This is a genomic window from Noviherbaspirillum sedimenti, assembly GCF_003590835.1.
Taxonomy (GTDB): Bacteria; Pseudomonadota; Gammaproteobacteria; order Burkholderiales; family Burkholderiaceae_D; genus Paucimonas; species Paucimonas sedimenti.
This window is the reverse complement of the sequence record NZ_QYUQ01000002.1, coordinates 2284382-2306317: the sequence shown is the minus strand read 5'-3', so window position 1 is coordinate 2306317 and position 21936 is coordinate 2284382. Positions and strand designations below refer to the sequence as shown.

The 21936-nt window shown below is 60.7% G+C and carries 23 protein-coding genes; 11 read left to right on the top strand and 12 right to left on the bottom strand.

The genetic code is table 11. The features are described 5' to 3' along the window. Positions 1 to 314 precede the first annotated feature (314 nt). Entirely contained in the window at positions 315 to 1751 is a 1437-nt protein-coding gene (locus tag D3878_RS10695; protein ID WP_119785449.1) for an IS1182 family transposase, read from the bottom strand. Positions 1752 to 1856: 105 nt separating this feature from the next. On the opposite strand from D3878_RS10695, the gene D3878_RS10690 reads away from it, so the two are divergent. Beyond that, a complete protein-coding gene (locus D3878_RS10690; protein ID WP_147383927.1) occupies positions 1857 to 2444 on the top strand; it encodes an MAE_28990/MAE_18760 family HEPN-like nuclease in 588 nt (195 codons plus the stop codon). A 152-nt stretch (positions 2445 to 2596) separates the two neighbouring features. Here D3878_RS10690 and D3878_RS10685 read toward each other — a convergent pair whose 3' ends face one another. The 3 genes from D3878_RS10685 to D3878_RS23485 form a co-directional block, all read right to left on the bottom strand. After that, entirely contained in the window at positions 2597 to 3724 is a 1128-nt protein-coding gene (locus D3878_RS10685; protein ID WP_119785447.1) for a Fic family protein, read from the bottom strand. A 75-nt stretch (positions 3725 to 3799) separates the two neighbouring features. Continuing rightward, entirely contained in the window at positions 3800 to 4522 is a 723-nt protein-coding gene (locus D3878_RS24085) for a PEP-CTERM sorting domain-containing protein (protein ID WP_199688142.1), read from the bottom strand. A 115-nt stretch (positions 4523 to 4637) separates the two neighbouring features. Then, positions 4638 to 5045: a hypothetical protein gene (locus D3878_RS23485; protein ID WP_147383926.1), complete on the bottom strand. Its 408-nt coding sequence runs from the start codon at positions 5043 to 5045 to the stop codon at positions 4638 to 4640. On the opposite strand from D3878_RS23485, the gene D3878_RS10670 reads away from it, so the two are divergent. Genes D3878_RS10670 through D3878_RS10660 form a run of 3 tightly spaced genes read left to right on the top strand, consistent with a single transcriptional unit; the run spans position 5044 to position 6606 of the window. Further along, complete coding sequence (locus D3878_RS10670) at positions 5044 to 5460, top strand: cupredoxin domain-containing protein (RefSeq protein ID WP_119785445.1); 417 nt, start codon at positions 5044 to 5046, stop codon at positions 5458 to 5460. The two genes, D3878_RS23485 and D3878_RS10670, sit on opposite strands and share 2 nt — an antisense overlap. A 3-nt stretch (positions 5461 to 5463) precedes the next feature. Next, positions 5464 to 6090, top strand: a complete 627-nt coding sequence (locus tag D3878_RS10665; protein ID WP_199688141.1) for a LolA family protein — start codon at positions 5464 to 5466, stop codon at positions 6088 to 6090. A 15-nt stretch (positions 6091 to 6105) separates the two neighbouring features. Further along, on the top strand, positions 6106 to 6606 hold the full coding sequence (locus D3878_RS10660) for an SRPBCC family protein (protein WP_119785443.1): 501 nt from the start codon (positions 6106 to 6108) through the stop codon (positions 6604 to 6606). Between the two features lie 6 nt (positions 6607 to 6612). On the opposite strand, the gene D3878_RS10655 is transcribed toward D3878_RS10660, so the two are convergent. Further along, positions 6613 to 7650, bottom strand: coding sequence for a serine/threonine protein kinase (locus D3878_RS10655; RefSeq protein WP_233556304.1), 1038 nt, complete (start codon positions 7648 to 7650; stop codon positions 6613 to 6615). 151 nt (positions 7651 to 7801) lie between these two features. Between D3878_RS10655 and D3878_RS10650 the strand changes: the two genes are divergently transcribed. Next, positions 7802 to 8236: a ProQ/FINO family protein gene (locus tag D3878_RS10650; protein ID WP_199688140.1), complete on the top strand. Its 435-nt coding sequence runs from the start codon at positions 7802 to 7804 to the stop codon at positions 8234 to 8236. Positions 8237 to 8371: 135 nt separating this feature from the next. Beyond that, positions 8372 to 9802, top strand: a complete 1431-nt coding sequence (gene hemN / locus D3878_RS10645; RefSeq protein ID WP_119785441.1) for an oxygen-independent coproporphyrinogen III oxidase — start codon at positions 8372 to 8374, stop codon at positions 9800 to 9802. Here hemN and D3878_RS10640 read toward each other — a convergent pair. Together D3878_RS10640 and D3878_RS10635 are read right to left on the bottom strand one after the other, a co-directional pair. Then, positions 9784 to 11022, bottom strand: a complete 1239-nt coding sequence (locus D3878_RS10640) for a multidrug effflux MFS transporter (RefSeq protein WP_119785440.1) — start codon at positions 11020 to 11022, stop codon at positions 9784 to 9786. The two genes, hemN and D3878_RS10640, sit on opposite strands and share 19 nt — an antisense overlap. Before the next feature lie 4 nt (positions 11023 to 11026). Continuing rightward, entirely contained in the window at positions 11027 to 12046 is a 1020-nt protein-coding gene (locus D3878_RS10635) for an LLM class flavin-dependent oxidoreductase (RefSeq protein ID WP_199688139.1), read from the bottom strand. Positions 12047 to 12221: 175 nt separating this feature from the next. Between D3878_RS10635 and D3878_RS10630 the strand changes: the two genes are divergently transcribed. The 5 genes from D3878_RS10630 (at position 12222) to mdoH (ending at position 18059) form a co-directional block, all read left to right on the top strand. Then, a complete protein-coding gene (locus D3878_RS10630; protein WP_119785439.1) occupies positions 12222 to 12725 on the top strand; it encodes an MgtC/SapB family protein in 504 nt (167 codons plus the stop codon). Positions 12726 to 12790: 65 nt separating this feature from the next. Further along, positions 12791 to 13507, top strand: coding sequence for a phosphatase PAP2 family protein (locus D3878_RS10625; protein WP_199688138.1), 717 nt, complete (start codon positions 12791 to 12793; stop codon positions 13505 to 13507). A 310-nt stretch (positions 13508 to 13817) separates the two neighbouring features. Beyond that, a complete protein-coding gene (locus tag D3878_RS10620) occupies positions 13818 to 14009 on the top strand; it encodes a hypothetical protein (RefSeq protein ID WP_119785438.1) in 192 nt (63 codons plus the stop codon). Between the two features lie 226 nt (positions 14010 to 14235). Beyond that, positions 14236 to 15771 carry a glucan biosynthesis protein G gene (locus D3878_RS10615; RefSeq protein WP_119785437.1) on the top strand — a complete coding sequence of 512 codons (1536 nt, stop codon included), beginning with the start codon at positions 14236 to 14238 and terminating at the stop codon, positions 15769 to 15771. Continuing rightward, positions 15744 to 18059: a glucans biosynthesis glucosyltransferase MdoH gene (gene mdoH, locus D3878_RS10610; RefSeq protein WP_119785436.1), complete on the top strand. Its 2316-nt coding sequence runs from the start codon at positions 15744 to 15746 to the stop codon at positions 18057 to 18059. Before D3878_RS10615 ends, mdoH begins: the two co-directional genes overlap by 28 nt. Here the strand turns inward: mdoH and ureG are convergent. Genes ureG through D3878_RS10585 form a run of 5 tightly spaced genes read right to left on the bottom strand, consistent with a single transcriptional unit; the run spans position 18028 to position 21933 of the window. Further along, positions 18028 to 18645: an urease accessory protein UreG gene (gene ureG / locus D3878_RS10605; protein ID WP_119785435.1), complete on the bottom strand. Its 618-nt coding sequence runs from the start codon at positions 18643 to 18645 to the stop codon at positions 18028 to 18030. The genes mdoH and ureG overlap by 32 nt on opposite strands. 30 nt (positions 18646 to 18675) lie before the next feature. Continuing rightward, a complete protein-coding gene (locus D3878_RS10600) occupies positions 18676 to 19356 on the bottom strand; it encodes an urease accessory protein UreF (protein WP_119785434.1) in 681 nt (226 codons plus the stop codon). A gap of 2 nt (positions 19357 to 19358) precedes the next feature. After that, the gene (gene ureE / locus D3878_RS10595; RefSeq protein WP_119785433.1) at positions 19359 to 19883 is read right to left on the bottom strand and encodes an urease accessory protein UreE; all 525 of its coding nucleotides are present in this window, start codon (positions 19881 to 19883) and stop codon (positions 19359 to 19361) included. Positions 19884 to 19909: 26 nt separating this feature from the next. Beyond that, positions 19910 to 21610 (bottom strand): urease subunit alpha, encoded by a 1701-nt coding sequence (ureC, locus tag D3878_RS10590; protein WP_119785432.1) that lies wholly within the window; start codon positions 21608 to 21610, stop codon positions 19910 to 19912. Then, positions 21607 to 21933 (bottom strand): urease subunit beta, encoded by a 327-nt coding sequence (locus D3878_RS10585; RefSeq protein WP_119785431.1) that lies wholly within the window; start codon positions 21931 to 21933, stop codon positions 21607 to 21609. The genes ureC and D3878_RS10585 overlap by 4 nt, the downstream gene beginning before the upstream one ends. Between the last annotated feature and the right edge of the window lie 3 nt (positions 21934 to 21936).

Sequence of the window (21936 nt, the reverse complement as noted above, 5' to 3'; positions counted from 1 at the left end):
CGCGGCATCAAAACACTCAGATGGTCAATTCCGAACTGGCGTACAAGCCGAACGTTACAGGGCGAATGTCGTGGTTGTCAACACACACGCGAATTGGGGATGCTCTTGGGTTTGCGTGGGCGCAATCTCTTGTGTTGGCGCGGCGACTGGGCTGTTGTCGGTTTCGAAGAAAAATTGTTAAGCTGACCGGCTGCAACGGGTCCAGGCTGTGTAAAAACAGAAGGTACAGAGATAGATGCGCCGGCGGCAAGGCTTGGTCGCGGACTTGATTGGCTTTATGGGATAGGAAGCAGCGTGTTGCTGCGGAAGGTCGATCAGGCCTTGGCCAGTTTCATCATCAATTCTGTACCCAGAATGCTGAGGAGCCGCTTGAAGTTATAAGCCAGCACATGCAGGCTCATTTCCGTGCTGACCCGGTCAAGGGTCTTCGTCAGGAAATGCGTGGCACCCATCCATGCCTTGAGGGTGCCGAATGGATGCTCCACAGTTTGCCGTCGCAAGCGCATTTGGTCAGGCGCTTTACTGAGCCGTTCCTGCATCGCGTCAATGACCGCTTCATGCTCCCATCGTTTGATGCGACGTTCCGGACCGGTTGTGCACTGGGGCTTGAGCAGACATCGCCTGCATTCCGGGGTCGCGTATGCATTCAAGGTGAGTCCATGTTCAACCGTTGCAAAGCGGCGCGTCATTGGGTGACCGGCGGGACAACGGTACTCATCCCGATCGGGCATGTACACGAAGTCTTGCTTGCCGAACCGGCCGTCTGCCTTAGCGCCTGACGTGAGCGGCTTGGGGACGTATGCGGTGATGCCAGCCTGGTCGCAAGCCAGGACTTCTTCGCCGCTAAAATACCCGCGGTCTGCAACGACGGCCAACTTCTCAATGCCCGTGGCTTTTCGTGCTTGTTCAGACATGTTCGCCAACTGGCTTCTGTCGTTGCCAATATTGGTGACTTCATGAGCGACGATGAGGTGATACGTCGTATCGACAGCAGTCTGCACGTTGTAGCCAACCATTCCAGTGCCACGGCCACTGGTGGCCATGGAGCGGGCATCGGGATCGGTCAAGGATATCTGCTGATCAGGCGCATCCTGAAGGCGTACCTCAACCTCCTTCAGGTGCTGCATCTTTTCCTTCAGGAGGGTGATCTTGTCCTGCAGTCGGGCAGCCTTTGCCGGCGCTTCTGCAGGCTCCGTGCGGTCAGCTGTGTCCAGCATGCTCAGGTAGCGCTCGATACTGACCTCGATCTGCTGCATGCGCGCCTGGACCTTCGCCTTGGTAAAGTTTCGGTCGCGGTTATTGACGGCCTTGAACTTGCTGCCATCAATGGCTACAAGCTGCTGCGTAAACAGGTCCAGATTCCTGCACAGCAGCACGAATTGACGACAGACGTTTCGTATTCCGGTGCCATTGTCCTTGCGGAAGTTGGCGATCGTCTTGAAGTCCGGTGTTAGCCGGCCAGTCAGCCACATCAACTCAATGTTGCGCTGGGCTTCACGTTCCAGGCGGCGGCTTGACTGAATGCGGTTCAGGTATCCGTAGATGTAGATCTTCAACAGGTCGCCTGGGTGGTATGCAGGGCGCCCAGTGTTGGCAGGAGCAACACCTGCAAAACCCAACGTTGCCAGATCCAGTTCATCAACAAAGACATCGATCACCCGCACAGTGTTCTCTTCTGCCACATAGTCGTCCAACTGCTCAGGAAGCAAGATGCCTTGTGTTCGATCGCTGCCTTGGATGAAGCGTTTCATTCGACACCTCGACGCTCATGTGAGATATCAGTATGACAAGCCGTAGCAAAATTCGTTTACTTGATAAGCGCGTTTTTACACAGCCTGGGTCGCTTTGCGACATTTGTGATCCTAAAGGAGATGCACGAGCTGCGAAGTGCTGTTCAAAGTGCTAAAGGAAAAAATATAGATGCGCACATTCGGGCTGGTGTAGCGATGCTGTATGCTCATTGGGAAGATTTCGTTAAAGGAGCTGCAAATGCGTATGTGAGCTACCTGTCATTTCGCGGGGATCGCATGTGTGACCTAAAGCCTTGCTTCGTCGCTTTAGGTATGAAATCAATAATGTTATCTACTCAGACATCAGCGCAATCAGCTATTGCAGTAGCCACCGTCTCGTATTTAATCGATGAACTGAATAGGCCAATTAAATTACCGGCGGTTGAGGCAATCAGTGCGCAGAGCAATCTGAACTCAGATGTGTTCACGAACATCGTTGGCTGGATCGGGATCGTTCCGGCAAAGTATTCAACCCGCTTCACGCTGATCGACAAGACTTTGTTAGGGACACGTAATGGGATAGCCCATGGAGAATATCTGGTGATTGATACGCCGCGTTTTGATAGCCTAGTAGAAGAAGTTCTTGATCTTCTGCGCTGGTTTAAGACCGACATTGAAAACGCAGCCGTTCAAAAATCTTTCTTGCGGGCTTGAGCTTCTCAAGTCGAACCACATAGTTAAGAAAGCCACACACTACTTTACTGGCGTTCCTTTTTTCACGTTTTTTAAACGGGCGTATTTCCGCGAGGGAGAGGTGGATTTCGATTGCCGTAATTTTCCAGGGTGGGGCGCACGTTGATCGCGGCTTAACCCTTCTTCAACGCATACCGCGTACTTCGCCCCTGTCCGCTGACAAACAGCAGGCCGTGTTCCGCCAGCGCCGTCAGATCGCGCGTCGCGGTCGCCTTTGACGCTCCCGTGATCGCGCCATATTTTTCCGCGCTCAGCCCGCCCTGAAAACCGCTGTCGCCGACATCGAGCAGCTTCTGTATTGCTTTGCGCTGCCGCTCGTTGAGCGGCACGCCGGCATGCTGTGCCCAGAACCGCTGCTTGGCGAGGGCCGCCTGGATGATCTGGCCGGATTTTTCGCAGGCCAAGGCGAACTGGCGTGCGAACCAGGCCACCCAGTCGGTAACGTCCAGTGCGCCGGACTGGGCCTGGTTGAGCGCATCGTAATACGCGCGCCGGTTTTCCCGAAGCTGGCGCGACATGCTGTAAAGGCGCGTGGCGGCACCCAGATCCTGTGCCAGCGCCAGATCGACGATGGCGCGGCCGATTCTGCCATTGCCATCCTCGAAAGGATGGATGGTCTCGAACCACAAATGCGCCAGGGCGGCGCGGATGAGGCCATCTTCGCCGGCAGTGGCTGATGAATTGAACCAGTCGATAAAGGCGTCCATTTCAGCGGCCACACGTGCCGATGGCGGCGCTTCATAGTGAATGACTTCCTTGCCGGGGCGGCCGCTAATGATTTGCATCGGGTCGGAAAACGAACGGTAGCGGCCCACCTCGATGCGCCGAATGCCGGAAGTGCCGCCGGGGAAGAGCGCAGAATGCCAGCGGCAAAGCCGGTCGGCATCCAGCCTGTCGGCAAATGCGCTGCCGGCGTCATGCATCACATCCACCAGGCCATCCACATTTCTGGCGACAGGGCCGCCTTCGCCCAAGCCGAGTTTACGGGCCACGGAAGAACGCACCGCATCCAGGTTCAGGGCTTCGCCCTCAATTGCCGCCGTGGCAATCACTTCGTCGACCCAGATGGCATTCGTGATGCTGGCCAGTTGCTCCAGCCCGATGGCTTCTGCCCGGCCAAGCACGTTGCCTTGCGCTCGTCTGGCCGCACCCAGTTCCGGCGCGAGTGTCGCAAGGTCGTAGCGTAGCGCTGGCCAGCCTGGCTGTTGCCAGATGTATTTTGCTGAATGAGGCGAATTCATGTCATTTTCGGCTCAATATTTGAGCTGAAAAGATAGCATATTCGGCTCAACAAGGAAGAAAATTTTTAAGCGGCATTATGTTATTGTTATTTCTTGTAAGAATGATACCGACTTTCGCCGGGCAAAGCCAAGCCCGGCAAGACCCAGTCCCAACAGCGCCAGCGAAGCCGGCTCGGGAACGTCGGACGTCGTCGTCGGCAGCGCCAGCAACTTGATCGTCGCGGTTTGGTTTTGAGTGCCAGTGTTGCTGAAGGAAAGGTCGAGCAGATCAATTTCGAATTGACCGCCTGAACCAAAACCCACAGCAAGCGGATTCCAGCTCAGCGTGTAATCCACAGCAGAATCGCTGATTGAGCCTTGAGTGGCCACGCCGGTCGCCGTCAGGGTTTGCGTTGTCCCCAGCGGATTGGTGAAGACAAAGGAAGCAAGCACGCTGAGATTGTCCATTTCATTGTTGTTGATGCCCGGGTTGCCGCCACTGCCGGTGTTGGGCTCAGCGAAATTCACCGTCCCGATGGTGAAAGTAAAGGCATCGTTAATGGCGTTCAGGGGGAAGCTCTGCAGCATACCCGTGTTCGTGAACAACACATTCAGCAGCGTACCCCCATTCTCGTCATTCGAGCCAGTATCGATGCCGTATCCGGAGCCAGGCGTGAGGGAGGCGGTGACATCTAAGGTGATGGCCTGTGCCGTCGACGCAACCGCAAGGAACCCAAGGGATGCCATGCCTAAAGTCATTTTCCTGAATAGCTTCATTTGATATTCTTCAAGTTGGGTTGTATTGCTTTTTCTAATCAAGCAAGTACGGCACCAATTCTATAAATATCAAATTTTTCAATGGGTTATTGGATTTGCATTTTGAAATTCGGCGAGCACTGTAAAGCTCTTCGATACGGTGCCCGGACCGGGCGACTTACGGAGATTCCGGTTCCTCTGGCGCGGCGCTTTCTCTTTCCGGCGGCAGGGTCTTTTGCATGTCCTGCCGGCTGAGTCGATGCGGCCGGTGCGGCGACTCGGCCGGTTCGTCGATCGGAAGAATGTGCTGGTCACCCGACTCTTTATGCCGCTTCATTTGCATCGGATCGGAAGACTGGACATGCGTCCGGTTTGGCTTGCTGATAGTCATTACGAGCTCCTTTTGTAAATCCATGCGCTGGAAAAAAGACTGCAGTAAAAATGCCCAGGCTGGAAGAGCATTTAGATGGCTGCGGATGAATGGAGTTCGAATGGAGTTCGGGCCGAACGGCGCGCCGCGAACCAAACTTCCAGTGCGGAATCTTATATGCTGTGCTGGATGATTTTGATACGGGGTTTGAGCCATGAAACCTGCCATGTTCGCCCGCTGCTGCGCCATTGCTATCGCCATGCTCGCGTTCGGGACGAGTGCCGCTGGGCCGGATGCGCTCTCCTATCAGGCCAGCAGGGACGCCGATGGCGTGCAGCGGGTTGCCTTGGTGGGCGGCAACTATTTCTTTCGACCTGAGCATATCGTCGCGCAGGCCGGTCAGCCGCTGGAGATCAGCGTGAAGGTGGAGCCGGGCGTCGTCCCGCACAGTTTCGTGCTGGAGGCTGCGGATGGCACCTCGCTGGCGGACGTAAAACTCGGTGAAGAGGCGCAAACGCTGCGCTTTAACCTGACGGCCGGCAAGTACGTATTCTATTGCTCGAAACGGCTGCTGGGTTTCAAGAGCCATCGCGAGCGCGGCATGGCCGGCGTGCTGGAGGTCAGGGAGTAGCGTGTGCTATGGAGCCTATTCGCCGTCGCACTGGCCGCTGAGGTCATGGCCGACCCGCTGGACGAGGCCGAAGCCCGTTTCCGCGCGCTGAATTCCTATCAGGTTACGGTGCAATCGACGGCCGCCGATGGTGAGCGGCAAGTGATCCATTATTTCTATCGCAAGCCAGGCTGGGTGCGGATGGAATTCGTCCAGCCGCACGCGGGCCTGGTGCTGATCTACGATCCGGCCGTGCGCAAGGTGCGTCTTTGGCCATTCGGCCTGAACCATCGGCCGACGCTGACCTTCGCGCCGGACAATCCGCTGGTGCGCAGCCGCAGCGGCCAGCGGATCGATCGCTCCGACGTCGGTGCGCTGCTGGCGAATCTGCTGCAATTGCGGGCGCGCGGCCGCATGACGCCACTCGGCGACACGGAACTCGCTGCGCAGTCAGCCGCAGGCTTCGATATCCTTGGTGATGCGGGCAATGCCGTGGCTGGCGTGCATCGTTATCGGGTGTGGCTGGCGCATGACACCCGGTTTCCGTTAAAAGTGGAAAGTTTCGATGCTGCCGGCGACCTGATCGAGACGGTCGACATGCGCGATGTCGAAATCGACGTCCGGTTTTCCGAGCGGTTTTTCGCTCCCTGATCTGACGAGGATCGCATGCGCGAAGCCGGCAATCATCACTATCATTTGACCACGCTGTGGCAATTCGATGCGCCGCTCGAGATCGTGTGGGATGCGATCTTCCACTCGGAAGCGTGGCCGGGATGGTGGAATGGTGCCGAATGCATCGTCACCCTCGAGCGCGGGGAAGCAGACGGCCTGGGGGCGCGGCAGCGTTACACCTGGAAGGGCGTACTGCCGTATCGTCTGAGCTTCGTCATGCGCGTGACCCGGATCGAGCCTTTGCGGCTGCTCGAAGGCTGCGTCGAGGGCGATCTCGAAGGCACAGGCTGCTGGCGCTTCGAACGGGATCAGGGCCTCACCACCGTGCGCTACGAATGGCAGGTGCGCACGACCCGATTGTGGATGAACCTGCTGGCCCCGCTGGCGAAGCCGCTGTTCCGCTGGAACCACGATGCGATCATGCGTGCAGGCGGCATCGGCCTGGCACGACATCTGCGCGCAGGCCGCAGCGCGCAGACGGCGCGCTCCTGCTGAGATGCGTCAGGATTTGCGCAAGACATTCCTGAAGAGCTTGTCGAGCAAGCCGGGACTGGTGCCGTCCTGCGGACGGTCGGTACGGCGCCGTTGTTCTTCCCCTTGCCGCATGCGGTCTTCGCGGCGGCGCCGCTGGCCGGCGAGGACATACCGCTTGATTTCTTCGGCCATGTCGTGGGCGCTGGCATAGCGCTTTTCCGGGCGCTTGCTCATGGCGCGCATGACGATCGCCGACAAGCCTTCCGGCACTTCCGGGTTGATCTCATGCGGCGCTTTTGGCGCCCTGTGGGCGATTTTTTCCAGCAGCTTCTCGACGTTTTCCGCCACGAAGGGCCTGCGCCCGGTCAGCATCTCGTACATCACCGCGCCCAGCGAATAGATGTCGGTGCGGTGGTCCACTCGGGAATAGGTGGCCTGTTCCGGCGACATGTAGTTGGGCGTGCCCAGCAGGTTTTCCTTGCAATAGAGGGTGAAGGGCGCATCGTCGCTGCCGGCGAATTCATCGGCCACGCGGTTGGGCGCGCGGGCAATGCCGAAATCCATCAGCTTGGGCTGATTGTCGGCCACCAGGAAGATATTGGCCGGCTTGATGTCGCGGTGGACGACGTTATTGTTGTGCGCGAAGTCGAGGGCGTTGGCGAGCCGGTAGATGATCGAGGCGACGTCGCTGGTGGCGAACTTGTGCTGGGTTGCCAGCAGCCGGTGCAGTTCGGTGCCCTGCAGGTATTCCATCGCGATATAGGTCGTGCCGCCTTCCGAGTAAGCTTCGTAGATCGTCACGATATTCGTGTGGTTCAGCCGTCCCGAGGCGCGCGCTTCATTGATGAACTGCTCTTCGATGCGCTTGCGCTCCACCGCCGACATCGAGGGCAGGAAGGTCTTGATCGCGACTTCGCGGTCGATGACCGGATCGTGGCCGAGATAGACGCAGCCGATGGTGCCGCGGCCGAGCTCGCGAATGATACGGAAGCGGCCGATGCGGTTGACGGTGGCTGTGCTGATGGGGATGGCGGTGGCAAGGGTCATGTGCAGGAAGAATGCCATTAACATTGCCAGTTTGCCAGTATTTTTTACGCTATCCTGCGAATAAGCGGCAAATTGCAGCATTCTTGTGCGCCCTGGACTGCGGGGCCGGTCGCCACTCCGTGATATCCTGCACTCCTTTCGAAATCCAATTTTTTTACCCTGAATGAGTATGGACACCACCGCGCCCAGCCCTTTTCAAGTCGCCCGTGCGCTGCTGAAGGAATTGCAGGCAAATTTTGCCGTTTTGCGCGATTGCCAGCCGCTGGCAATCGGCATCGACAAGCAGCTGATTGGCCGTCAGCCCGATCTGAACCGCAAGGCGCTGCGCATCGCACTTGGCATGCATACCAATTCATTGCGCTACCTGAAGGCGATGAAAAAGGCCACGGCCAGGTTCGACCTCGACGGCAACGCCGCCGGTGAAGTCACCGAAGAGCAGCGCGCGCATGCGGCGAAGATGCTTGACGAGCGGCTGAAGAAGGATGCCGAACAGCGCAAGGCGCAACGCCAGACGCAGGAAGCACAGAAAAAGGCCGAGGAAGAGGAACAGCGGCGCTCTGAAAAACTCAATCAGCTGGCAGCGAAGTTTTCCCGCACACGCTGATCTGGCGGTGCCGGGCACCAATTCGGCCCGGTTTGGATTGACCTGGATCAACCACATTTGCTGCACTGCGCTCGTACACTTGGGCATCCGGCCTGTAAAAAGGCCCGCCCGATTGAGTCACGAGGAGTGCGCAGCATGACAGTCCCAGCAGAGTTACCCGTCACCGGTCCGCTTGTCCAGTTCGACGCCGATCTGATCCGCCGTCACAGCAGGCAGGGGCCGCGGTATACCTCGTATCCGACGGCAGACCGCTTCACGCCGGGATTCGGCACGGCAGACTACCTGCAGGCGGTGTCCCGCGTGCGCGCGGCGGGTGCGGCAAAACCCCTGTCGCTCTACGTGCACATCCCGTTTTGCGAATCGCTCTGCTACTACTGCGGCTGCAACAAGATCATCACGCGCGAGCATGACAAGGCGGATGTCTACCTCGACTATCTGCGGCGGGAAATCTCGATGCAAGCCCGCCTTTTCGAAGGCATCAACCAGGTCGAACAATTGCATTTCGGCGGCGGCACGCCGACTTACCTGTCGAACGCGCAGATGGATGGCTTGCTGGCGCACTTGCGCCGCGCGTTCGACTTCGCCCCTGACGAGGTCGGGGAATATGCGATCGAAATCGATCCGCGCACGGTCGATCCGGCGCGCGTGCATGTGCTGCGCGCGCAAGGGTTCAACCGCATCAGCCTGGGCGTGCAGGATTTCGATGCGGAAGTGCAAAAGGCGGTCAATCGCATCCAGCCGCAGCAACAGACCGTCGCGGTGATCGAGGCTGCGCGCGCGGCAGGTTTCCGTTCGATCAGCATCGACCTGATCTACGGCCTGCCCAGGCAGAACATGCGGACGATGCGCGCGACGCTGGCGAAGGTGATCGACGCCGATCCGGATCGCATCTCGATCTACAACTATGCGCACATGCCGCAGTTGTTCAAGTCGCAAAAACTGATCCTGGAAGAGGACTTGCCGAGCCCCGAAACCAAGCTCGACATGCTGGCCTTGTGCATCGAACGGCTGACCGGCGCCGGTTATGTGTATATCGGCATGGACCACTTCGCCAAGCCCGGCGACGACCTGGCGGTTGCGCAGCACGAAAAACGCCTGCAGCGCAATTTCCAGGGTTACTCGACGCATGCCGAAGCTGAACTGGTGTCATGCGGCGTGTCCGGCATCAGCGCGGTCGGCGGCACCTACAGCCAGAACGAGAAAAAGCTGGAAGCTTATTACCTGCGCATCGATGCCGGCGAATTGCCGGTGACGCGCGGGCTGGCGCTGCAAGCCGACGATTTTTTGCGCCGTCGGGTGATCCAGTTGCTGGCATGCGATTTTGCGCTGTCGATGCCGGCGCTCGAAAAGGAATTTGCCATCGACTTCGGCGCTTACTTTGGCAGCGAATTGCAACAGCTGCAGGCGCTGCAGGAAGACGGCCTGCTACGCCTGGCCGAGGGCGAAATTATGGTGACGCCCAAGGGGCGCCTCCTGATCCGCAATATCTGCATGGTATTCGACCGCTATCTGGGCATGCCGCACGCAATCAAACTGGAACGCCTGCGCTACTCCAAAACCATCTGAGCGCGGCGGCGATACGGGCCGACTGCCAGCCACAGGGCCAGTCCCACGGTGGCGAAAATCAGCTGACCGGCCGCCAGCCATAGCACCGAGCCCCATAACAACGGCGCGATCACGCCGGCGACGAGGGCGCCCAGCATGGTTTGCACGAAGGACTGGCAGGATGCGACCGTGCCGCGAATTTCGGGGAACAGGTCGAGCACCATGAAAGTCACCCCGGGCGCCACCACCGACATGCCGAAGCAATAGAAAAACAGCGGCACGACCGACCATGGCAGGGCCGGTGGGAAAAAAGCATGGTAAAGGACATTGAACAGTCCGGCGCCGATCAAAAAGCAGAAACCGATGATGACTTGCCTTGGTACCGGCATTTTCCCGGCCAGGCGGTTGGCCGCCAGCGCCCCCAGGAAAATCCCGCCCACGGCCGGGATGAATTGCCAGCCGAACTGGCCGGGACCCAGCCCAAGGTGCCGGGTGATGAAGATCGGCGCTGCGGCAACGTACAGGAACAGCCCGGCGAAATTGAAGGCGACCACGCCGGTCTTCAGATGGAACCGCGGCGAGCGCAGCACTTTCTTGTAGCTTTGCGCCAGGAAGGCGGGGTTGAACGGTTGCCGCTGTTCGGGCGGCAGGGTTTCCGGCAGGCGCTTGTAGCAAAACCACAGCAGCAGTACCGTAAAGGCGAACAGGAACAGGAAGATCGAGCGCCAGTCCAGCAGCTTGACGATCCAGCCGCCCAGTATCGGCGCAATCGCCGGCGCGATCGAAAAGATCATGGTCACCAGCGACAGCAGGCGCGCGGCGCGCGCATCGGCGTACATGTCGCGGATGACCGCGCGGCCGATGACGACGCCGGCGCCGGCCGACACGCCTTGCAGGATGCGGAAGGCCCACAGGTATTCGACGCTGTGCGCCGCGGCGCAGCCCAGCGAGGCGACGGCAAACACCGCCAGCGAACCGAGCGTGATGTTGCGCCGGCCAAAGGCATCCGACAGCGCGCCATGCCACAGGATCATCAGCGCGAATGACAACATGTAGGCGGTCAGCGTCTGCTGCACTTCGATTGCGCTGGCATGCAGCCCGGCCTGGATGTCGGGGAAGGCGGGCAGGTAGGTGTCAATCGAAAATGGTCCAAGCATCGCCAGGCCTGCCAGCAGGATTGCCAGCAGGGTAGGGGAAGGGGGGCGGATATGTGTTGGCGCGGGCGTGGGCGTGGTCTGCATGGGGTCAGGCCGTCCCGCCACGCATGCCGGTCGCCGCCGCCGTCAGTGCATAGGAATGCCGGCGCGCCGTGTGGCTGAAGATTTGTGCGGTGATCATCAATTCATCGGCGCCGGTGCGCGCGACGAAGGCGTCGATGCCGCGCCGCACCGTGTCCGGGGCGCCGATGACGCTGCACGACATCGTGTGCTCAAGGATCGCGAGCTGGTGCGGCATCAGGCTGTCGACGTAGCCTTCTACCGGTGGCAGCAGCGGCGTCGGATTGCCGCTGCGCAGGTTGACGAAGGCCTGCTGCATCGAGCTGGCAAGGAAATGCGCTTCTTCGTCGGTGTCGGCGGCGAACACGCTCAAGCCCAGCATCACGTAGGGTTTTTGCAAATGGCGCGATGGCCGAAAGCGTGCCCGGTACAGGGCGATGGCATCCATCATCTGCGCCGGCGCGAAGTGCGAGGCAAAGGCATACGGCAAGCCGAGTTCGGCGGCAAGCTGGGCGCCGAACAGGCTGGAGCCGAGAATCCAGACCGGCACCTGCAGGCCGGTGCCGGGCACCGCCCGCACTGTCTGGCCTGGCCGTGGCGGTTCGAAGTAATGCATCAGCTCCAGCACGTCCTGCGGAAATTGATCCGCGTCGGAATCGAGGTTGCGGCGCAACGCGCGCGCGGTGGCCTGGTCCGAGCCTGGTGCACGACCGAGGCCGAGGTCGATGCGGCCCGGGAACAGCGACTCCAGCGTGCCGAACTGCTCGGCGATCACCAGCGGCGAATGATTGGGCAGCATGATGCCGCCGGCGCCGACGCGGATGGTCGAGGTGCCGGCAGCGACATGGCCGATCACGACCGCGGTGGCGGCACTGGCGATGCCAGGCATGCTGTGGTGTTCTGCCAGCCAGTAGCGGTGAAAGCCCAGGCGCTCGCAATGGCGCGCGAGGTCGAGCGTATTGCGCAAGGATTGCGCGGCATCGCTGCCTTCTGGGATAGGGGAGAGGTCGAGTACGGAAAGAGGCGCAATAACGGATGGGGCAGACATATCAGGCAGGCATTCAGCGATGCGCCAGGGAGTGAATAGCCTGAAATTGTAACCAGATCGGCTGGAGTTCGCTGGCGCGCCCGCGACGAGGCCGGGGTGTCCTGCGAAGAATCAATACGCCAGGCCGGTCAGCTGCGATAAATAAGGATGCGAACAACCCGGCAAGGAAGTTGACATGGATGGATGGTGGCTGGACGTATGGGGCGTCATCCGGCAGGAATTTTCCGATCTGCCGAGCGTCGCCGAATTTACGCGAACCTGCGTGCGGCTTTCCATGGCCTTGCTGCTGGGAGGAATCCTGGGCTATGAAAGGGAATCGGCGGGAGCGTCCGCAGGCTTTCGCACCCATATGCTGGTTGCGCTCGGTTCGGCCCTTTTCGTGCTGGTGCCGCTGCAGGCAGGCACGCCGCTGGAAGACATGACCCGGGTGTTGCAGGGCGTGATCGCCGGCATCGGCTTTCTCGGCGCCGGCGCCATCATCAAGCTGGGAATGGGGCTCGAAATCCGCGGGCTGACCACCGCGGCCAGCATCTGGCTCACATCCGCCGTCGGCATTGCCGCCGGCATGGGGCGGGAAGCGACCGCAATTGTCAGCACGCTGTTTGGCCTGGCGATTCTTTCGCTGGCACGCCTGCTCAAAAAGCCGGATCATTCCGGATCAGACAAGGTATCCGAGTAAGAATTTTTTTCATGAAACGGGCAGGCATGCGAACAATCGTGAATGGATGGATGAGGCGCGGGTTCATGACCTTGTCGTCTTTGCTGGCGCGGATCGGATTCGCTGAAAAATCGGCATTGTTGACGATGGCCGTGGCAGCCACTGCCTTTTATGTCTTTAGCGAACTGGCTGATGAAGTGAGCGAGGGAGAAACACGGGCATTCGATGAAGCAGTCTTGCTGGCTTTCCGCAATCCGCAGAATTTGTCGGATCCGCTCGGCCCGCGCTGGCTGGAAGAAATGATGCGCGACTTTACCGCGTTGGGTAGCTTCGGTGTCCTCACGGTACTGACGCTGGTCGTCATCGGATTTCTGGTGCTGGTGCGAAAGCGACATGCTGCGCTGATGGTTGCCGGTGCGGTGATCGGCGGCGTACTGGCAAGCCACTTGCTGAAATGGGTTTTCGATCGGTCACGCCCGGATCTCGTGCCGCATGGCGCGTTCGTCACTTCCCAGAGCTTTCCGAGCGGGCATGCAATGCTGTCTGCCGTCGTTTTCCTTACCCTGGGCGCATTGCTTGCACGCTCACAGGAAAATGTGCGCCTGAAGATTTATTTTTTGAGCATTGCAGCTTGCCTGACCGTAGTGGTTGGCATCAGCCGCATTTATCTCGGGGTGCATTGGCCCACGGATGTCATTGCCGGTTGGGTGGTTGGCATTGGCTGGGCCCTGTTGTGCTGGCTCACCATGTTATGGCTGCAGGGGCGCGGCAAGGTCGAACCGGAAAGCAACAACAACGGATGACAAGCAACCTGCTTGCATTAAGCTTTTGTCAGTATAAATATTTCCATGAATAAAATTCTAAAGAAGGAAATTGTCTCCTTTGCTAAACAGGAGTGTGAACGATTGTAAATTGCTTATGATTTGCCATATTTATGGGATGCAAATGACTATCTCTGCGCGTAAGCTGCCGGTATGCCTTGCACAAGACTTGCGCTGATAAAAAGGATTTCGCGCAGGCTGATTACATGCGGTCGGCGCCCGACGCGATATGCGACATCAAGCACGGCATCGCTTCTCCCTTCAATTTGAATCACTCTGGAAGGACCGTAAAATGGATGCCGTTATCAGTTTTTTCCCGTTTCTCGCTTCGCCTGAAGTTACACAAACGCTGGTGTCGATTGCACTGGCAGCAGTGGTATTTTTTTACTTCGTCCATCTTTTGCGCAAGGAAGAAACGAGTGCGCTGGTAGATGAGGAAAAAGGCGCAGCCGATGTCTGCCCCAATATGCGGCACCAAGCCTGAACAGGCCGTAGCAGACCTGAACAAACCATGCCGGGTCTTGGACAGTTAACCGATTCCTCAATTAAATTTACTTGCCAATTCACATGACCGCTATTGCTTTGTTTTGAGATTGCTCAAAACAAAGCATTTCTGTTCTTACCGCCATTGCTCCTACTCAAAAGGCATGGACCATGTTCTGACACGATAAGCAGGCTCGTTCTTCTCTGTTTTTATCGTCGGAAATCCCATGCTGCAAACTCTCCGGAAACTCCCCGGTTACATCTGCTTCGTCCTGCTTGGCGTTTGGCTACTGCTATTGCCATGGTCAATAGCACGGGCATTCGGTTTCAATGATGTGGCCAGCCAGGCCAAGCGTCTGGCTGTGTCGTCTTACAAGACACCGGAAAATAATTTACCCACGGCGCTGACCAAGCTTGGCTACGATCAATATCGCGATATCCGTTTTCGCCACGATCAGTTTTTGTGGCGGCGTGAACGCTTGCCCTTCGAGCTGGCTTTTTTTCATCAGGGACCGCTGTACGACAGTCCGGTCGGCATCCATGAAATCGTCGGCAAGCGGGTGCGTCCGATTCGGTTTTCCCCGGAGCTGTTCGATTACGGCAAGAATCGCATCGATCCGCGCGAAATGGACGGCCTGGGCTTTGCCGGCTTCCGGGTGCATTACCCGCTGAATACCTCGCAGTACAAGGACGAGGCACTGGTGTTTCTGGGCGCGAGCTATTTCCGCGCGCTCGGCAAGGGCCAGCTGTATGGTCTTTCGACGCGGGCGCTGGCCATCGATACCGCCGTCGCTTCGGGAGAGGAATTTCCGCGTTTTGTACAATTCTGGATCGAGCGGCCGCAAGCACATGCACAGGAACTGACGATCTATGGCTTGCTCGATTCCCCGCGCGCCAGCGGGGCCTACCGTTTCGTCCTCAAGCCTGGGGAAGACACCGCAATCGAGGTCAAGGCGCGCCTGTACCTGCGCGAGCCGCTCGCCAAGCCGGGCTTCGCCCCCCTGACCAGCATGTATCTGTTCGGCGAGAACCAGCATGCCGCCAGCGATGATTACCGGCCGGAGGTGCATGATTCGGATGGCCTGGCGATCCATGCCGCCAGCGGCGAATGGCTCTGGCGACCGCTGGTCAACCCGAAGCGCTTGCTGGTGACATCGTTTGGATTGACCGATCCGCGCGGCTTCGGACTGATGCAGCGCGATCGGCAATTTGTCAGTTACCAGGATCTGGAGGCACGCTATGAAGCGCGGCCCAGCGCCTGGATCGAACCGAAGGGCAAATGGGGCGCCGGCCGGGTGGAATTGGTGCAAATTCCAACGCCTGACGAAACCAACGACAACATCGTCGCCTTCTGGGTGCCGCAGGCCATGCCAGCTGTCGGCGCGCCTTTTGACCTGGAGTACCGCGTCGTCTGGCAAGGCCAGCAACAGGCGCGCTCGCCGCTGGCCTGGGTGACGCAAACCCGGCGCGGGCATGGCTACCTGGCAAAGCCCGATGACAGCATTGCCCTGCTCATCGATTTCGAAGGGCCGGCATTTCAGCAACTGGCGGCCGATGCCCGCGTCGAAGCCAGCTTCAGCGCCGACGCCAATGCCAGGATCCTGGCGCAGCAAGTTTACCGCAATGCGGTCACCGGCGGCTGGCGTGTCGCTTTGCGGCTGCATCGCGCGGACGACAAGAAAGCGGTGGAATTACGCGGCTATTTGCGCAACGCTCAACAAACCCTGTCCGAGACATGGAGCTATATCCTGCCCGCCGAGTAAGGCTTGCGCCGGCGGCTGCTGCGGCTACGGCCGTGGCGCCGGTCGAGGCGTCGGGCGGTGCGGCACGCGTCGACGGCCTGCCGCTGGCGCCCGGCTTGCGCCGTGCCGCCATGCTGCCGCATTCGTGGGGCGTGCTCAATCCGCTGTGGCGCAGGGGCAAGGCATGCGCACAAGAGGCACAAGAGCGCGACACGGTCGATGGTTCCGACCCCTTGGGACAATGGCAGCATCCTGGCAATTTGCGCCGCCTGAGCTTGCTGTTCATGATGTTGGCGCAAACTGCGCTGGCGACCCAGGCCATGGCCAGGGTATTGCCCTATCAGGGGCAGCCGCCGCTGGAGATCGCTGCCCTGGTCTTGTTCGCTCTTCTGTTTTGCTGGGTATCGGCCGGCTTCTGGACGGCGCTGGCGGGTTTTCTGGTGCTATGGCGCGGCGGCGACCGCTTTGCTGTCTCGCGCGAGGCGGCCCGTGAAGGACCGCTCGACGCGGCGGCCAGGACGGCGATCGTCATGCCCATCTGTAACGAAGATGTGGCGCGTGTGGCTGCCGGCTTGCGCGCCACCCATGAATCGATCCGCCAGACCGGCGAGCTGGCCTGCTTCGATTTCTTTATCCTGAGCGACAGTAACGACGCCAATGCCTGCGCCGCGGAACTGGTGGCGTGGGAGCGCTTGTGCCGCGAGCTCGATGGCTTCGGCCGTATTTTCTATCGCCGGCGCCGCCGCCGGGTCAAGCGCAAGAGCGGCAACATCGATGATTTCTGCCGCCGCTGGGGCAGCGCCTACCGCTACATGATCGTGCTCGACGCCGACAGCATCATGCGCGGCGACTGCGTCAGCGCCCTGGTGCGGCTCATGGAAGCGCACCCCGGCGCCGGCATCATCCAGACCGCGCCGCGCGCCGTCGGCCGTGAAACCCTGTATGCACGCATCCAGCAATTTGCCGGCGCCGTCTACGGGCCGCTGTTTACCGCCGGGCTGCATTACTGGCAACTGGGCGAATCGCATTACTGGGGCCACAACGCCATCATCCGCCTGGCGCCTTTCATGGCGCATTGCGCGCTGGCGCCGCTGCCGGGACGCGGCGGCCTGTCTGGCGAAATCCTCTCGCACGATTTCGTCGAGGCGGCGCTGATGCGGCGCGCCGGCTGGGCGGTGTGGATCGCCTACGACCTCGATGGCAGTTACGAGGAGTTGCCGCCCAACCTGCTCGATGAGCTCAAGCGCGACCGCCGCTGGTGCCACGGCAACCTGATGAATTTCCGTCTTTTGGCCGCGCGCGGCATGCATGCGGTGCACCGCGCGGTCTTCGTGACCGGCGCCATGGCATACCTGTCGGCGCCGCTCTGGTTTGCCTTCCTGCTGCTGTCAACCGTGCTGCTGGCCCAGCATACGCTGGTCGAGCCGGCGTATTTCACCGAGCCGCGCCAGCTGTTTCCGACCTGGCCGCAGTGGCATCCGGGCCGCGCGCTGGCCTTGTTCAGCGCCACCGCCACGCTGCTGTTCCTGCCCAAGCTGCTGGCGGCGCTGCTGGTATGCAAGAACGGCGCGCAGACGTTCGGCGGACGACTGCGGGTGGTGATCAGCATGCTGCTGGAGTGGCTGTTTTCGATGCTGCTGGCGCCGGTGCGCATGCTGTTCCATACCCGCTTCGTGCTGGCGGCATTGCTTGGCTGGCGCCAGGGCTGGAAGTCGCCGCCGCGCCAGGATGCGCAAACCGGCTGGGCCGAGGCGCTGCGCCAGCATGGCTGGCAGGCGCTGCTGGGGCTGGGCTGGGGCGGCCTCGTCGGCTGGCTCAGCCCGGCTTTCCTGCCATGGCTGCTGCCGATCGCCGGCGCCCTGGTGCTGGCGCCGCTGCTGTCGGTATGGTCGAGCCGGGTGGCGCCGGGCCGCTCTGCGCGGGCGGCGCGATTGTTTTTGATTCCGGAGGAAGTTGCGCCGCCGGCGGAACTGGCGGCAGCCTTTGCAGATGCAGATGCCGGCGCGGCCGGCGATGGCGGCAGTCACGCGCTGCCGGGCTTTGTCGATGCGGTACGCGATCCCGTCATCAATGCACTGGCATGCGCCGCAGTGCGGCCCCATCCTGTGCTGCCGGCGGCCACGCGTGCAGCGCGCATGCGCCTGCTGGCCAGGGCGCTGGATGCGGGGCCGGACGCGCTATGCAACGACGACAGGCTGGCCCTGCTGGGCGATCCGCTGCTGCTGGCGCGACTGCATCGGGAACTGCGCAGCGAACTACGGACCTGGCCGGCCTGGGCTATTTATCGAGCAAGCCCTGGCGGCGAATGAATGCGACCACCTCGGCGACGCCATCGCCGCTGCGCAGGTTGGTAAACACGAAGGGCCGCGTGCCGCGCATGCGCTTGGCATCCTGTGCCATTACGTCGAGATTGGCGCCGACATGGGGGGCGAGGTCGGTCTTGTTGATGATCAAAAGGTCCGAGCGGGTGATGCCGGGGCCGCCCTTGCGCGGAATCTTTTCGCCGCCGGCCACATCGATCACATACAGGGTCAGGTCGGACAGTTCCGGGCTGAAGGTGGCCGCCAGGTTGTCGCCGCCGGATTCGACCAGGATCAGGTCAAGGTCGGGAAATTCCGCGCTCATGCGGGCGATTGCTTCGAGATTGATCGAGGCATCCTCGCGGATCGCGGTGTGCGGGCAGCCGCCGGTTTCCACGCCCATCAGCCGCTCTGCCGGCAGGGCGTCGGCGCGCAGCAGGATTTCCATGTCCTCCTTGGTGTAGATGTCATTGGTGATGACGGCCATGTCGTACTGGTCGCGCATGGACTTGCACAGCATTTCGCACAGGGCGGTCTTGCCGGAGCCGACCGGGCCGCCGATGCCGACGCGCAGGGGGTTGGAGGTTGGGGTCATTTGTTTTTCCTGAAATTTTTGGGAAGGTATTTAGCTTCGATACAATCTGCTGTATTGCACCTCATGCTGCATCGACAGCAGCGATAGTCCCGGCGCCCAGTTGCTCAGCTCGTCGTCGGCCAGTTGCTGCGCGGTGGCCGCCGCCTGTTCCAGTTCTGGCCGCAACGACAGCAACAGGCGTTGGCCGGCCACCTGGCCGAGCGGCACCGATTTGACGCAGGCCAGCACCTGGTTCTCGGCCCATGAAAACAGCATGCCCAGCAGGGCTTCCGGCGCCGGCACTTCCAGCGCCACCGCGGCGTATGCCAGCGCGACGGGGAAAGAGATTTCCTCCTGCTGCGCCAGCATGGCGCGCAGGGCATCGTCGCCCAGCTTCAGGTCGCTTGCAAGCTTCGCCAGCGAATATCCCATCTGGATGGTTTCGGCACGAAACTCGGCGGTGTCGCGCGCCGCCAGGAAGCGTTCGCTCCATACGGTCACCAGTTCGGCGTCGCGTGCGCCCCAGGCGTGCAGCAGGCGCCACAGCACCGGCGCCTCGAAGCGCGCCACCACTTCTTGCAGGGCAGCGGCAATCCACGCCCGCGCAGTAGCTTCATCGTGCACCAGGCGGCATTCCATCGCCGCTTCCAGCCCTTGCGAATAGCTGTAGGCGCCCACCGGCAGCGACGGACTGGACAACTGCAGCAGGTGCAAAAACGCTGCGGCCTGCATGGTCAATCGCGCGGCTCGGATGCCACCTGCGCCGGCCGGTGGATCTTCTGGCGCAATGGCACCGGTGCCAGCAAATTCGGATGCTCGTCGCCATGGTGGTGATGGCCGCCGCCATAGGCGCCGGCTTCCGGCTCGAACGGTGCCTGTTCTTCAGTCACGGTTGCGCCCAGTCCTTGCAACATCTCTTTGAGCACCGCATCCTGGCGAATGCGCAAAAAGCCCGCGCCGACCTGGGCCTGGGTGTGGCGGTTGCCGAGGTGGAAGGCGCAGCGCAGCAATTCGCGCGCGGTGGCGCACTCGACGCGGTAGGTCGCTTCCTGTGCCGCTACGACCTTCATCACACGGCCGTCGTCGCCGCGCAAAAGGTCGCCATCGCGCAGCACCGTGCCGCGCACCGTGAAGACTGCGACTTCCTCGCCGGATGCCAGCGTGGCGCGCTGGCGGCTTTTTTCACGCAACTCGAAAGGCAGTAACAGTTCGCCGTCGATATGGTCGGCGTGGTCGATTTTTGTATTCAGGGTCAGCATCGTCATTCCAGCAATTCTCAGAATTATCAGAACAGGAAATAGCGCTGCGCCATCGGCAGTATGCTGGCCGGCTCGCACACCAGCAGCTCGCCGTCGGCGCGCACTTCATAGGTTTCAGGGTCGACTTCCATTTTTGGCGTGGCGCCGTTGTGGATCATGTCGCGCTTGCGCAGGTGGCGCATGTTTTTGACAGCCATCACCGGCTTGTTGAGCTTGAGTTGCTCGCCGATGCCGGCATCAAAGGCCGCCTGCGAGACGAAGGTCAGCGACGTCTTCAGGCCGCCGCCAAAGGCGCCGAACATCATGCGCGAATACACTGGCTGCGGCGTCGGGATCGAGGCATTGGGGTCGCCCATCTGGGCGGCAGCGATCATGCCGCTCTTCAGGATCATCGAGGGCTTGACGCCGAAGAAGGCCGGTTTCCACAGCACGATATCGGCGATCTTGCCGACCTCGAGCGAGCCGACCACGTGCGCGATGCCGTGCGTGATGGCCGGGTTGATGGTGTATTTGGCGATATAGCGCCTGGCGCGGAAATTGTCATTACGGCGCGAATCTTCCGGAAGAGAGCCGCGTTGGGTCTTCATCTTGTGCGCGGTTTGCCAGGTGCGCATGATCACTTCGCCCACGCGACCCATGGCTTGCGAGTCCGACGACATCATCGAAATGGCGCCGATGTCGTGCAGGATATCCTCGGCGGCGATGGTTTCGCGGCGGATGCGCGATTCGGCAAAGGCGATGTCTTCGGCGATCGCCGGGTCGAGGTGGTGGCACACCATCAGCATGTCGAGGTGTTCGTCCAGGGTGTTGACGGTGTAGGGCCGGGTCGGGTTGGTGGACGAGGGCAGTACATTGCCTTCGCCCACCGCCGCGATGATGTCCGGGGCATGGCCGCCACCGGCGCCTTCGGTGTGGAAGGTATGGATGGTGCGGTCCTTGAAGGCTGCCAGGGTGTGCTCCAGGAAGCCACCTTCGTTGAGCGTATCCGTATGGATCGCCACCTGGATATCCATGCGGTCGGCCACCGACAGGCAGTTATCGATCGCCGCCGGCGTGGTGCCCCAGTCTTCATGCAGCTTCAGGCCGATGGCGCCGGCGCGGATCTGTTCTTCCAGCGGCACCGGCAGGCTGACGTTACCCTTGCCGAGGAAGCCGAGATTCATCGGGAAGGCGTCGGCCGCCGCCAGCATGGAGTGGATATGCCACGGGCCAGGCGTGCAGGTGGTGGCGGCGGTGCCGACCGCCGGGCCGGTGCCGCCGCCCAGCATGGTGGTCACGCCCGACATCAGCGCTTCCTTGATCTGCTGCGGGCAGATGAAATGGATGTGGGAATCGATGCCGCCGGCGGTGACGATCATGCCTTCGCCGGCGATGATTTCGGTGGCGCCGCCGATGGCCATCGTCACGTCCGCCTGGATGTCGGGATTGCCGGCCTTGCCGATGGCGGCGATCCTGCCGGTTTTCAAGCCGATGTCGGCCTTGACGATGCCCCAGTGGTCGAGGATCAGTGCGTTGGTGATGACGGTATCCATGACATCGGCGTGGTTGCGTTGCGACTGGCCCATGCCGTCGCGGATGACCTTGCCGCCGCCGAACTTCACTTCCTCGCCGTAGGTGGTGAAATCTTTTTCCACTTCGATGAACAGGTCGGTGTCCGCCAGTCGCACGCGGTCGCCGACGGTGGGGCCGAACATTTCTGCATACGCCTGTCGCGATATCTTGCTCATTTGCCGTCCTCGTCCTTTCTCAATGCGCCCATGACCTTGCCATTGAACCCATAGACCTTGCGTTCGCCTGCGAGCGCCACCAGTTCCACGGTGCGATCCTGACCGGGTTCGAAGCGCACCGCAGTGCCTGCCGCGATATTGAGACGCATGCCGTAGGCCAGCTTGCGCTCGAACAGCAGCGCCGGATTGGTTTCATAGAAATGGAAGTGCGAGCCGACCTGGATCGGGCGGTCGCCGCTATTGGCCACCTTGACGGTGGTGGTTTGGCGGCCGACGTTCAATTCGATGTCGCCGTCCTCGATCAGCATTTCACCTGGGATCATGGC